Raw genomic sequence first — 13,733 nt, forward strand, 5'->3', positions numbered from 1 at the left:
ACCAACAGTGGCCCCGCAGCCTCTACTCTGCTGTGCAATGCGCGAAGTAGGTGGTGGTCGCAGGCCAGTCGGAAAAGACGCCTTCGACGCCGACATCGTGCTTCAGTACGTCCAGTAACTGCAGCACCATCGATGGGTCCTCTGTGATCTCGCTGATGCTTTGGTAGTACCAGCCACCACCGTCATACAGCGTCCCGGAACGTTCCACTGTCCATGCAATTAATTTCAGCCCGGCGGCCTTGGCGTGCTGGGCATACAGCGACGGAACAATGTTCCCGTCCTCGCTCGTCACCAGCATCCATAGCGGTGGGCCCAGATACCGCACTCCTTTGTCATACAACTCCTGCATTGAAATCTGCCAGCTCTGCGGTTGCTGGGGGTCAAAGTCGGGCAGGGTATGGCGACCGTCGAGCCAAATTGCCTGCTCTGCAAACTGCGGCCAATTGGCTAACCAGTGCTCAATGTCCTCGAGATGAAATGACTGCAGGAAGACGCGCTGTGGTTCTATATCTGCTTCTATATAGGCCTCGACGACTGCATCGGCGAAATCTGCACGACTAAAATCGTTAAAGGGCATTGCTACTTCAGCAGCTTTCAGCTCAGGTGTCATGGCACGACCATATTCGTCTATCAGCGCTATGCTGGATGCATGGGACATTGGTTTTTCACACTGCCCATGGAGCTGGGTGCGCCATGCTGGACCGCCACGGAGATAGTCTTGTGCTGTGGTCGCGGTGTCGTCAAAGCCTTCCATCACAGCACATAAGGATTCAATTTCAGCCAGCGTGAATTCGGATGTGCAGCACTGAGCTTGCGCGGCCTCGCCAGTTTGTGGGTCAAATGGGGTGAAGGGGACCCGGCAACGACTAGCCAACTCTGGACGCGCCAGAATATCGGTGGTGTGGTGGAGGTCACACTGGGAATGGCGGCACACGAGCTTTTTATCTTGGGTAAAGGTTACGTCGCATTCGACCACGCCGGCGCCCTGACGAATCGCTGCCAGATACGCGGCCTCGCTATGTTCGGGATAGAACAGGGACGCACCACGATGGGCAATAGAAAACGGTTGCGCTGCAATGGTGTTGAGGTCGCACGCCTGCAGCTTGGTCTTTAAAGGGCCCTGAGGCAGGCGGTCAGTTAAATACAGCGGACGTTCTCCAACCTGAATGTTGATGCTATCTGACTCATTCGCAGCCATGGCTGGTAACGATAAAAAAATCAGTAGCAGTAAGAGCAGCGTGCGAGTGGTTAGCATCAGAAAGATCCTCAGGGTCGGTGTCAGCACAGGACTAAAACCAGCTTAGCCTATGTTCTTTTAACTTTAATGACATTTATTCGGTGTTTGCTACATTTTCGTGAAAGTTGCGTAACTTTAGATTCATTTTTCTATCATAAAACTGCCGCTAATTAGTCCTAAATTAGGTCCGTATTACTCACATAGCTCTCTCATAACTTTCACATAATATGGACTTATAATAATGATAGTTAAATCACTACCCTTTGCTTATACCACGCTCAGTGCGTGCATTGCGGCACTGCTCTATGCACCGACTACCCAGGCTCAAACCGAGCCCGAAGCGACGGAAGAAATAGAGCGCATTATGGTAACAACCCAGCGCAGGACTCAGGCGATACAGGATGTACCCGCAACTATCAGCGCCTACTCGGGGGAGCTGCTGGAGGAACTTGGGATTGTCGAACTGGATGTGTTGTCTGATATTACACCGGGCTTGGTTATTCAGGAGCAAAGTCCGAATAACCCGGGTTTTGTCATCCGCGGTATTACCTCAGATAGCGGTAGCGCGCAGGCTGCGCCACGGGTTTCTATTTTCTATAATGGGGTCGATATCTCCCGATCACGGGGGTCTTATTTCGAGCTGTTCGATATTGAACGGGTTGAAGTGGTTCGTGGACCGCAGTCGACTCTGTTCGGTACGGCAGCAGCGGTGGGCGCACTGGCTGTTTCAACCAATAAGCCGCAGCAAGAGTTTGCCGCCAGCCTGCGTGCCTCCACTGGTAACTACAACGCCCGTTCGACGGAAGGTTTCGTAACCGGGGGCAACTCCAGGCTGCAGGGGCGGCTGGCGTTGAGTTACCGTGAGCGTGACGGCTATATTAACAACATTGCAGGTAGTGAAGCTTCGCAGAATCCCAATGGTATTCGCCAGGATGATATGAACGGTATTCAACGTCTCGGGGTGCGACCCTCGTTGCGCTGGTTGCCAACAGACGATGTGACTGTGGACCTGGTGTACACCTATGAGCGCAACGAAGATACGGGGACCTCATTTAAAAACGGGCTGTTTGCTCCAACCGGTGGTGACACCAGCCCGTATTCGTTCGTCGAAATGTCAGGTAGTCCGCTGTCGGCAGAGGTTCTTGGGCGGGAAAAGCTGGGCCTGGATCGAACCTTGGACGACCTTAACCTGACAGTGAACTGGGAGCTGAATGACAGCTTAACCTTTACCTCGATCAGTGGCTTGCGCTCTTTCGATTCGCTGGAGGTGTTCGATGCTGATGGTACCCAGGCCTGGTTCCTTGAATTTGCAGAAGACGCTGAGGGCGACCAGTTCAGTCAGGAGTTTCGTTTTACCCAAATGGGTGACCGCAGCACCATGTTATTCGGGGTAAATTACTTCAGCGAAGATGGGTCACAGCGCGTGCCGTTCAGCACAGAAGAATCAATTTTCCTCAATTGCATGGGAATGCTCGGTTCAGGTTTACCGTGCGTAAATGAAGATGGCTCGGTCAACCTGCTGACGCCGCTGTTAACCGGGGGCGCTGCCGAGGTACTGCCGTATCAGGCTGAATACACGAACTTTGGCGACAACAGTAGCTACTCGGCGTTCTTTGATATCGCCTACGATGTGTCTGAGACGCTGGAGCTGACTGCTGGCCTGCGTTACGTCGATGAATCAAAGGAAAGCGGTTACAGCTCTGCGTTACCGGCCTCTGTTCTGGCCGGCATACCCTTGCTGCCAATCGCGAGCACCGACGGTGAGCGCTTTACTGCCAGTGCTTCTTACAATGACTGGCTCCCGCGCTTTAACGCCTTGTACCGGATTAACCCGCAAATGAACCTGTATGCCACTATCGGTAAAGGCCGCCGTGCCGAGGTGCTCAGTGTTAGTTCTGCGCAGTCGGAACAGGGCACGGTGGTGCCGGATGTAACCGAAGTAGCGGCGGAAATTATCTGGAACTATGAAGCTGGGGTGAAGGGGTTTCTATTTGACCGGGCGATGAACTATACCGCGTCCGTGTTTTATCAGGATTACTCAGATTTTCAGGTCACTTTGCAGGATGATGCCGGAAATTTCTACACTGATAACGCTGGTGCGGCGCGCAATGTCGGCTTTGAAGCTGATCTACGTTATCGCCTGAGTGACCACACTCAGGTGTTTAGCAATATGGCTTACATAGATGCGCGCATTGACCGTAACAGCAGTAACGGTGATTTGGCGGGCAACCGGTTCCGCATGCAGCCGGAATGGACATTCAGTTCAGGTTTGTTCCATCAGCGTCCGTTGACCTCCACGCTCAACCTGACCAGCTCTTTGGTATACAGCTTCCGTTCTGATATCTATTTTGATCCGGATAATGAGCCAGTGATGGGCCTGGATATCGCAGAGGGCGCCGTCCAGCTGACTAACTTGCGGATTGGTATTGAACACCCGGAACAGCGTTGGTCGGTAAAACTCTATGCCAACAATCTGTTCGATAAGTCGTATCTGGTTGATGCCGGCAACACCGGCGGTTCATTTGGCAATCCAACCTTTATTGCAGGCTCTCCGCGTATGATAGGCATTGAGTTTCATAAGCAATTTGGCTTTTAAAAGTTCAGAGAGCAATAAAAAAGGGGTTGCCTGAGGCAATCCCTTTTTTTGTTTAGTCAGCGCTGCCTTAGCTACGATGAGTCAGTGCATGGCGACCTGCAACACTGTAGTCACGCTGGTGTACGCTATCGATGAAGACCCATTCTACGTCAATGGTATCAGGGCGGATATTCAGGGTCATAAAGCCCCGCTGATGAAGGTTGCAGTACTGTAAGTCATCGATCAGGGTCTGCATCGCCGCTGCGGTTTGCGACGCATTTTGCTGATCAAGCTTGAGATAATACTCCATACCGGGTGAGGAAACACTCGAGGTGGCAAACTCAACAGCAACCTGCTCACCTTGCTGGTTACGCAGTACATTGTGCCAGGCGTTGTGGGTGTCGCCAGCCAGCACAACCACAGGCTTGCCCGTAGCACTCCAGTCGCGATAAACCATTTCCCGCTCGACTGCATAGCCGTCCCAAGCATCGAGATTGTAGGGCATCACCTGCGAGATGCGTCTGCGTTCTTCATCGCTCAGGCTTTCGCCTGCCAGGGCACGCTGCTTGAGCGGCACCAAATCAGCTAGTAACTGCGGCACCCGGGTGAGATCCTGGTTGGCCATCATCTCGGCGGGGAGCTGCATTCGGCTCATTAGTACTTGCTGACCGATAATTTGCCAGTGGGCCGGTGAGGCTTCAATTTGCTGGCGTAACCAGTCGCGTTGTTGGTGGCCGAGCAAGGCCCGGTATTCGGCCATTCGGGTTTGAAAGCCTGAGGCGTCAAAGTGACCGTTTTCAGCATCCATGAAATTGCGGTATTCAAGTTGCTGGGTTCGCTTAATAATCCGCGTATCAAGCATATGCAGACTAAACAGTTGGCCAAAGTCGAAGCTGCGATATATGCGTAATGACTGTTCACCTTCAGGTGGACGGATCGGCATCCATTCATAATAGGCCTGGATAGCCGCTGCTCGCCGGGCGAAGAAGTCACCTTCACTGGCATCGTGATTTTCGGCCCCTGCAATCCAGGTGTCATTGCTGATTTCATGGTCGTCCCATACCGCTATACAGGGAGCGGCAGCGTGCATTAATTGCAGGTCCTGGTCTTGACGGTAGAGTTGATAGCGCTTGCGATAGTCCTGCAAGGTAAAGAGTTCGCCGTTATTGTCTGCAGCCAGCGACCGACCCAGTTCCGCCGCCTGTTCTGTGGCGTAGCCACCGCTGCCGTACTCATAAATGTAATCGCCAAGATGCAGGGTAAGATCGATGTCGTCGTTTTTAACTGCTTCGCGGTAGGCATGAAAATACCCGGCCGGGTAATTGGAACAGGAAAAGACGGCGAGCTTTAAGTGGTCGATACCGCGCTTCGCCAGGGTGCGGGTTTTACCGCTTGCCGAGTAACCGTTTTGCCCTTTAAACCGATAGAAATAGACCTGGTTCTCAGCTAATTCTTGAACGTCAATTTTTACTGTGTAGTCACGGTGGGGGAAGGTTGTCGCTTTGCCGCTACGGACAATCTGGCGGAAATCCTGATCGGTCGCAATGTCCCATTCAATTGTTACGCTGGAGGTTTCCGCTTTGGGTGTTGCCCGCGTCCATAGCATCACCCGGTCGCAGCCCGGATCGCCGCTGGCAATGCCGCAATCAAAATCGACGTCGGTGACGGGGACGTTCACGGACGCGCTATCGGCCCTGGCTCTGGAGACCAGAATAGGTGTCGAGAGTGCTAGCGACAATGCGCCGGATAATTTTAAAAAATGACGTCTTGAAATGCTCATAACCTGCTCCTTATTGTGTTTTGGACAGGCTAGAACAGGACTATGACAGTTTTAGGCGCTTGGATGAGTAGGGGGCGAAATGTGATGAACTGAGGTGAGCACGGGGGCTCACCTCAGACATGGAGGGCTAAAAGCTATAGCGGAAGTTTGCCATCACGGTGCGTTGTTGACCGTAGAAACAGTCGCCGCGAGCCAGACACGAACTGAGTACGGTTTTATCGGTCAGGTTGTCGATGTCCAGACTAAGGCTGTAGTTAGCCCATTCGTAACCAATCATAAAATCAAACAACGTATAGCCGGGGGTTTCTAACGGGTCATTTACCACGGTGCCATCCTGTTCCAGATACGCACTGCCGTCCATAGTATTGCCGACATAGCGCGCGCCGCCACCGATTTTGAAACCGTTCCAGTGCTGTGGCCGGTAGGTCGCCCAAATTGAGGCTTGCTGATCCGGTGTTGCAACCAGGGTAGCGCCTTGCTCCGTCGGGTTGTTACTTTTACTTACCACTGCATCGGTGTAGGCGTAACTGGCGTAAACATCTAATGAATCCCAGGCCAACTGGGCTTCAAGCTCGATACCTTCAATTTCAACTTCACCGGTCTGAACCTGGCCGTTGGGGTTGACAACCGTCGGGTCGGCAGCCTGTTCAGCGCTGAGTTGAGTGGTGCGGTTTTGTTCGGTGATCTGATAGATTGATGCGGTTAGCAGGTGTTCTGTGCCCTGGGGCTGGAACTTGACTCCGGCTTCCCATTGTTGCCCTTCGCTGGGGACAAAGGGGTTGCCAAATGCATTGGTGCCCAACACCGGTGAAAAGGACTCGCTGTAACTTAAGTAGGGCGACACGCCGCCATCCATCAGGTACATGAAGCCAAGTCGACCGGTGGTGGCGTACTGGTCGGTAGCCGTTCCACCTTCCGGATTGGTTGTGGCCCGATCGCGACGCATCGCCGCGGAAACCAGCCATTTGTCGTTAATACGCATATTATTTTGCGCATAGAGGCCCAACTGATACAGGGTGCTACCCGGATAATCGACAATATCAGCCTCGGTGGGCAGGCCTGTGGCCTCGCCATAGACCGGGTTGTAGAGATCAAGCGGGTTATTGGCACCATAGGCGTAGTCATTGTCGGTGTACGCGTCCTGGAAATCCACACCAAACACTAACTCATGCTCGACTGGTCCGGTATACAGCGATCCATGCAATTGAAAATCAGTGGTCCATGCCTGTGACTCTGCAAGCGCAAGATAGGAAACTCTGGATACGGTGCGGTTGTCGTCCTGAAACACAGGTGGCCAACCGTACATGGTGCGATAATCTGAATTGCTATCGCTGTAGCGGCTCGCCAAACGGACACGCCAGTCGAGGTTGATACGGTGGTCGATAATCGCCGTTAACGAGTTTTGCTCGGTGTCATAGGCATCGAAGCCTGGCTCTGAGACAAAGGTTGAACTGTCTATCGGGCCAAATTCATTCGGCAGCAGGGTACCTTGCCAGGGGAAAAACTGGGTGCTGGAGCCTGATTCATTGCGCTGAATATTACCAATCAGGGTAATCTGAGTGTCGTCGCTGGCATGCCAGGTTAGTGACGGGTTCAGTAAAAGACTGTTGTCGGGGACATAGTCAGTCTGAGTATCGCTGTCGCGGTACAAGCCAACAAAACGGCCAAGTAACGAGGCGTCATCATTCAGTGCCCCGGTAATGTCGCCAGCGACCTGAGTACGTGAATAGTTACCAGCCTGAGCCCAGAACTGGCCCTCAGTTTCAGCCTTTGGCCGCTTGCTGACCAGGTTGATAATGCCGCCGGTTGAACCTTGCCCGTACAGCACCGAACTTGGTCCTTTGAGGATTTCGATTTGACCCAATGAGTACGGGTTCACCCGCACGTTGTTGTAGTAACCGAACAGTGACTTTAAGCCGTCCAGATACTGCACCGGTGCAACGCCGCGGATCTGCGCCCAGTCGCCGCGGGTGTCTACTCCATAGGGTCCATTATAGAGGCCAGCTACATAGCCGATAGCGTCCTGCACGGTAACGGCGCCTAAGTCTTCAATCCGGGCTTCAGTCAGCACCGACACCGACATGGGGGTTTCCGTAATCGGCGTATCTGACTTGGCTCCTGTGGCGCTGACATAGGAAATTAAGCCGCGGGCGCTGACGGTAATGACTTCAATGTCGTCCTCGTCGGCCTGGGTTTGCTCGTCCTGAGCTGGCTGGTGGTTCTGAGTATCAGCCTGGGCGTAAGAGCCGGAGCTGTATAAAGCGGCTAGAATACCAGCCGCGAGTAAGGTTTTTTGAAAGTTCATCGGTCCCCTCAGCACTGTGCTGTTTTAATTTGAGGGGATCGTAAATGATAACGATTCGTATTTAAAGCTTTATTTTAACCAATCCGCCGGAAGCTCCCAGTTTCCCTGATACACATCGCCATCCCAGGTTTGTAAAGTGACCCAAACTCGCTGTTCTGCGCTGAAAGTTTTCGGTGCGATAGCGTGCACATGCTGCAATAGTTCACTGCCATGAAGAATTCCAACGTCGTCTTGCTCAAGCTCCTGCAACGGAATAGCGCTGGTGCCGATGTTAACGTACCCCTGGCGAATATCGCGGACTTCCCCTTCGTTAACGTAGGCGGAAAAGTCTTTCACCCAGTCGTCATGGTGAGCGTACGGAGGCTCATTATTCAGTGGCTGTATCGCGACTTTAAAAGGGCCTATGGTTTTCTCATCCCACACCGGCGGAAACTCAGGCGGTTGCAGCGACTGGTACAGGAAATAAATAGGCAGGAGCAGAATCAGGCCACTGAATTTAAATTTATTACGGTTCCAGAATGTGTTTTTGCGACGTGCCATTAGCGGGCTTCCTCTTGTGGTAACGGGTGGTGCAACTGGTCCTGAGTTTGCGTGCGTCGCGCTTTGGACGCTTTCACGGTGCGTGAGCCCCAGAGTAAAAAGCCAGTGATGGACATGGCAGACAGGATCAGGCCAAAGATGAACCAGATGACTTTGGTCCAGAGACCACCAATAGTGCCGTAGTGCAGGGGGTCGACAATATGCTGAATGGTTTGCAGTGTACCCATGCTATCCGGCGACACAGCCCGGGCGATTTCGCCGTTCCAGGGGTTAATATCGAGGCGGTAGGAATACTGATCAAAGAATATAAAATCGCCGCCCCCCATGATTTTAAACATGTCGCGGTTGTGCTCGGGCATCATGATAAAACTAGGGCGAATGTCGGGAAAACGCTGCTCAGCGATCTGCAGTGCCTGAGCAAAGGACACCGGCGGCTGAGCCTGTTCGCCAAGCGGAATGTCGGTGGTCTCAACCAGCGGCGGATGGCCTTCGATGTCGATATCGGCATGCCAGAACACTTGCTGGGTAAAGTACCAGAGGCCGGTTACGCTCATCAGAATCAAAAACCAAATAGACCAGGCGCCACCATGTTTATGGAGATCCGTAAGTAATGACTTTTTGCCTTTGCTGACGCGTATTTTGGGCTGGGTGTAAGCACGCCAGAACTTCTTGTAAATGACCAGGCCAGTAATCAGGGCTCCTATCATCACAAAGGACATCGCAGACACCAGATAGTAGCCAATGCTGTAGCCGTTTTGCCACGGGAACAACAGCCAGCTATGCAGCGAACGCATGAAGTTGATAAAGGTAATGCCCTGGTTTACTTCCTGCACCACCCCTGTGTATTGGTTGACATAGGCAATGCCGACCGGGATCTCGTCGCTGGAAAACATCACTGCATTGATAAGGTAGGGTTCAAACGTCATCACCGTGGTGATATGCGCGTTTGGAAACTGGCTCTGGACGATGCCAACAAGCTCTGAAACGGGCATAGCTGCAAGCCCATCTGGATTAACAGCGCGGGCATTTTCGTTGAACAGCCAGGTTAGTTCGTGGCTGAAGACGGCGATGGTGCCGGTAATACAGATGAAGCAGAACAGCATCCAGATGGGCAGCGAGCACCACCCGTGTAATTTAAACCATTGTCGCTGTGTCATGTTGAGTCCCCAAGAAAACTTTCGGGAATGATATTGAAAACGGGAACCATTATCAAATAGAATGTGCTGAGAATAATTCTCATTTGTGATTTTGGTTAGCGAAGAAGGGCAGGGGAAAGGTATGCAGGTTTTCAATAAAGGTGTTTTAGCGCTGGCGATAAGCTCAGCACTGTTTACGTCAGCCACGCTGGCACAGGTCGAACAGGACGCGGGGCAACAGTCTGAACCACAGACTGAATCACAGGGTGAAACGCGGGAGAAAATTTTCGAACGAATTGAAGTTACTGGCAGTTCGCTTGACCAGGCGACCACCGCTACCGGTTTGCCGCTCACCCTGCGTCAGACACCCCAATCAATTTCGATTATCGACCGCACTTTTATTGATAGTTTCTCCTTAAACTCAGTCGCTGATGTGATGCAGTTTGCGCCGGGTATTCACGCTCAACAGGCTGAAACGGACCGTTTTTTCTTCCGTGCTCGCGGACGTGATATTACCAATTTCCAGTTCGACGGTGTTCCCATCAGTTATGACAGCTTCTTCAGTGAAGCGGTGAATGATTCGGTCATGTTTGAACGTGTTGAAGTCGTGCGGGGGGCGACGGGCTTACTGACTGGTGCCGGTGAACCTTCTGCTGCTATTAACCTGATCCGTAAACGACCAAAAGTCGAGGATGGTGGCTACGCCAATGCTCAGTTCGGCTCCTGGAACAACCGCCGGCTGGAACTGGATCATTCGCAGACTCTTGCGGCCAGCGGTGATGTCAAAGGCCGCGTTGCCATGGCGTATGAAGAAGGCGAGAACTTCACTGACCTGGCGGAAAAAGAGAACCTTCAGTTATACGGCGTAGTAACCGCTGACTTATCTGCACGCACACGGTTGACCCTGGGTGCTGACTACAGTCAGCGCAATCCGCAAGGGAGTATGTGGGGCGCGTTACCGCTGTTCTATGCGGACGGCAGCCAGGCCGATGATTTGCCCGTTAGTACGACCACTGCTTCTGAATGGAGCAAATGGGACCGTGAAAGCATCAATGGGTTTGTTCAGTTAGAGCATGCCTTCGACAATGGCTGGGACGTGCAACTAGACGTTGAACACCGTCAGGATGAGATGGATGCGGATCTGGTTTACCTGTTTGGTTTCCCGGACCGTGAAACCGGGTTGGGGCTGGGTGCTTCGTCAATGATATACCAGTCTGACCGCGAACAGACGTCATTCAGAGCACTGGCGTCGGGTCCGTTTGAATTTCTTGGCCGCCAGCACCAGTTAACGGCGGGTGCACTGCGTTCAGAACAGGAGATCACGGCGGATTCGTTCTATGCGCAGAGCACGATTGAAGTTGGTAATCTGTTTGAGTGGGGAACTGGCATTGAGCGCCCTGTATTTGGCCAGACACCGGCAGTAAATTACGGCACTGAGACACAGACCGGTGTCTACGCTGCCGCGCAACTGAATGTGCACGATGACGTGACGGTCATACTGGGGAATCGTTTAAGTGAATATGATATCGATGGCACCACTGGTATTTATAAGCACAGTAGCGTCAACACGCCGTATGCTGGTGTGGTCTATGACCTGACTGACACACTGTCCGGGTACGTTAGCTACACCGAGATATTTCAGCCGCAGGCGGCAAAAGATGTCAATAACCGCCTTGTCGGTCCGGTCGAGGGGTCAAATATTGAAGCGGGCTTAAAAGGTGACTTTTTCAATGAAGCGTTAACCGCAAGTTTCGCCGTGTTCAAAGTAAAAGAAGACAACCTGGCGGTGCCGGACCCGGATAATACTGAGTTACTGCCCGGTGGCGTGGATTTCCCACACATTGGAATAGCTGGGGCTGAAAGCGACGGCTATGAGATTGAACTGACCGGTAAACCAACTGATTCGCTGAATATTTTCTTTAGTTATACCCATACTGAATCGGAAGATGCCAATGGTGTAGCCTATGCACCTTATTTGCCTGAAAATATGATCAAAGCGAGCGTTCTGTATGCGTGGAACGATGCGTTCCGCTTCGGCGTCAATGCGAACTGGCAAAGTGAGGTTTCGAACCCTGGGGTGGGGCCGAATGGAGAAACCTTTAACCAGGGCAGCTACACCGTGGTGAACGCAATGGCCAGCTACCAGTTAAGCCAGAACTGGGATCTCAACCTGAACCTGAATAACCTGTTTGATAAAAAATACTATTCCAGTATCGACTTCTTCAACCAGGGCTTCTTTGGCGCGCCGCGTAATGTGCAGCTGAGCGTGAAGTACGCCTGGTAAGCAGCGACAGGTTCATGCTAAAAAGGCAGTGTCAGTGCTGGCACTGCCTTTTTTATTCCATCATCGACCGTCTGCTATCAACCCTACACGAGGCCCTGAATGCGATATATTAGTTTACTGCTTTGCTTATTTACCTTGTCTTGCGCTGCAGCGGACAATGACTGGTATCTCGGTACCTGGGAGGTGTCGGGCGCTGAATTTCCGGGCATGAGCGCGATGGGAATGGAGCAGGCCGAAACCTGGTTTGGCTCAGAACTAACCTATACCGCAGCCAAGGTCGCCTTTCGTGACGAGCGCTGTGACAGCCCGACCTTTACCACTTCATCACTGACCGAGGGTGAATTTTACGCATCCTACAGAGCCACCTTGCAGGCACTTGGAATAGCCGGTGAGCAGGTTGAAATTGTTGAAGTTGGCTGCCCTGACAACTGGGTTGCTGCAGGTTCAAAAATGATCAAGGCGGGTAGCGATGCAGCGTATATACTCTGGGACGGGGTGTTTTTCAGAGTTGAGAAACAGGCTTACGGGTCGTAGAGCCTTGCTCACGAATGCCATGCAATCCCTCGCTGGAAAACAGTAGCGAGCGAGCCGTGGCGAGAACGGAGGAACTGCGAATGGAACACCAGGCAACAAGTTTGGCGTCGTTACCAGCAGCTCCGTTACGGCCATTCATTAGTCATTATTGGTTGAGTCGTAACAATACCTCGCCGACACATACGGTGCTGCCCGATGGAGCCGTGGACCTAGTGGTAGTGACTGGGGGTTCAGGCCGTCAGCGCGCAGACATGTTTGGCACCAGCAGATGTCGGACTCAACTGCTGCTTGAGCTCGGCGTGGAGTATCTGGGCATTCGCTTTAGACCCGGGCAGAGCAGGCATTTTCTTGATGCCACGGCAGCCGAGTTAACGAACCTTGCTGTGCCGGCGCACGGGCAGCTGGTCAACGATATTCTCGTTGCCAGCGAATGCATTGATGGCGACTCTATTTTTGCTCACCTGGATCGGATTCTGAGCACGCATTTAACCCACTGCTCACCCCAACAGAGCAAACTTGATAGCCTGATTCGTCAACTTAGTAGCTTTCAGGCCCTTTCCTGCAAAGAAGAGCATGCCGCAAGCCCCCATTCGGTAGCACGACTGGCTGCTACGTACGGTAAAAGCCGTCGTCAGTTTGAACGTGACTTCATCGAGATAGTGGGCTTGTCGCCTAAGCATTTTGCTCAGGTTATCCGTGTCCAGCGAGCAACCCGCTTGCTGACTCATTCTCAATTGTCGCTGGCCGACATAGCGTTCGACCTGGGTTATGTCGACCAAAGCCATTTCACCCATGAGTTCGTCGGATTTCATGGTCTGCCACCTTCGAAGGCACGTGCTGATGTCGCATTTTTACAAGACACCAACCAACCCGCTGACCACAATAAGCACTCTATTCTGACTTGAGGTGGTTAATATGAAATTTAACAGTGTTTACCCAGTGCTGGTGACCGAGGATGTGGCAGCGTCGAAAGCATTTTACACCCGTTACTTTGGGTTTGAAGTGACATTCGAAGCCGACTGGTATGTCAGCCTGCGCGCGGGGCAGGGGCAACCCTTTGAACTGGCGTTGCTGCAAGCAGGGCACCCGACATTACCTGAGAGTTTTCGTCAGCCACTGGCGGGTGGCTTACTACTTAACTTTGAAGTGGATGATGCAGACAGTCACTACCAACGCTTGTGCGAGGCAGGTTTAACCATGCACCAGCCGATTCGAAGCGAGGACTTCGGCCAACGCCATTTTATTACTGCAGACCCAAACGGCGTGCTGATTGATGTAATCCAGGTCATACCGCCCTCTGCAGAGTTCGCAGCCCAATACAGCTAAGTAGTATTTATTGTTG

General features: G+C 52.5%; 10 protein-coding genes. 5 read left to right on the forward strand and 5 right to left on the reverse strand.

Features of this window, described 5'->3' with window-relative positions:
* Positions 1-22 precede the first annotated feature (22 nt).
* Complete coding sequence (locus CWE14_RS14040; RefSeq protein ID WP_126799960.1) at positions 23-1,255, reverse strand: glycerophosphodiester phosphodiesterase family protein; 1,233 nt, start codon at positions 1,253-1,255, stop codon at positions 23-25.
* A gap of 223 nt (positions 1,256-1,478) precedes the next feature.
* Between CWE14_RS14040 and CWE14_RS14045 the strand changes: the two genes are divergently transcribed.
* Positions 1,479-3,833 carry a TonB-dependent receptor gene (locus tag CWE14_RS14045; RefSeq protein WP_126799961.1) on the forward strand — a complete coding sequence of 785 codons (2,355 nt, stop codon included), beginning with the start codon at positions 1,479-1,481 and terminating at the stop codon, positions 3,831-3,833.
* A gap of 67 nt (positions 3,834-3,900) precedes the next feature.
* On the opposite strand, the gene CWE14_RS14050 is transcribed toward CWE14_RS14045, so the two are convergent.
* The 4 genes from CWE14_RS14050 to CWE14_RS14065 all read right to left on the reverse strand — a co-directional run bounded on the left by CWE14_RS14050 (position 3,901) and on the right by CWE14_RS14065 (position 9,594).
* Positions 3,901-5,592, reverse strand: coding sequence for an alkaline phosphatase D family protein (locus CWE14_RS14050; RefSeq protein WP_126799962.1), 1,692 nt, complete (start codon positions 5,590-5,592; stop codon positions 3,901-3,903).
* A gap of 127 nt (positions 5,593-5,719) precedes the next feature.
* The gene (locus tag CWE14_RS14055; protein WP_126799963.1) at positions 5,720-7,897 is read right to left on the reverse strand and encodes a TonB-dependent siderophore receptor; all 2,178 of its coding nucleotides are present in this window, start codon (positions 7,895-7,897) and stop codon (positions 5,720-5,722) included.
* A gap of 69 nt (positions 7,898-7,966) precedes the next feature.
* Entirely contained in the window at positions 7,967-8,437 is a 471-nt protein-coding gene (locus CWE14_RS14060) for a hypothetical protein (protein ID WP_126799964.1), read from the reverse strand.
* The gene (locus CWE14_RS14065; protein WP_126799965.1) at positions 8,437-9,594 is read right to left on the reverse strand and encodes a PepSY-associated TM helix domain-containing protein; all 1,158 of its coding nucleotides are present in this window, start codon (positions 9,592-9,594) and stop codon (positions 8,437-8,439) included. The genes CWE14_RS14060 and CWE14_RS14065 overlap by 1 nt, the downstream gene beginning before the upstream one ends.
* A gap of 121 nt (positions 9,595-9,715) precedes the next feature.
* Here CWE14_RS14065 and CWE14_RS14070 point away from each other — a divergent pair, with 121 nt between their 5' ends.
* The 4 genes from CWE14_RS14070 to CWE14_RS14085 all read left to right on the forward strand — a co-directional run bounded on the left by CWE14_RS14070 (position 9,716) and on the right by CWE14_RS14085 (position 13,717).
* A complete protein-coding gene (locus CWE14_RS14070) occupies positions 9,716-11,857 on the forward strand; it encodes a TonB-dependent siderophore receptor (protein WP_126799966.1) in 2,142 nt (713 codons plus the stop codon).
* Between the two features lie 99 nt (positions 11,858-11,956).
* A complete protein-coding gene (locus tag CWE14_RS14075) occupies positions 11,957-12,391 on the forward strand; it encodes a hypothetical protein (RefSeq protein ID WP_126799967.1) in 435 nt (144 codons plus the stop codon).
* A gap of 80 nt (positions 12,392-12,471) precedes the next feature.
* Positions 12,472-13,296 carry an AraC family transcriptional regulator gene (locus CWE14_RS14080; protein WP_157981834.1) on the forward strand — a complete coding sequence of 275 codons (825 nt, stop codon included), beginning with the start codon at positions 12,472-12,474 and terminating at the stop codon, positions 13,294-13,296.
* A 10-nt stretch (positions 13,297-13,306) separates the two neighbouring features.
* Positions 13,307-13,717: a VOC family protein gene (locus tag CWE14_RS14085; RefSeq protein ID WP_126799969.1), complete on the forward strand. Its 411-nt coding sequence runs from the start codon at positions 13,307-13,309 to the stop codon at positions 13,715-13,717.
* Positions 13,718-13,733 lie beyond the last annotated feature (16 nt).

This window comes from Aliidiomarina soli, from assembly GCF_003986975.1.
Taxonomy (GTDB): Bacteria; Pseudomonadota; Gammaproteobacteria; order Enterobacterales; family Alteromonadaceae; genus Aliidiomarina; species Aliidiomarina soli.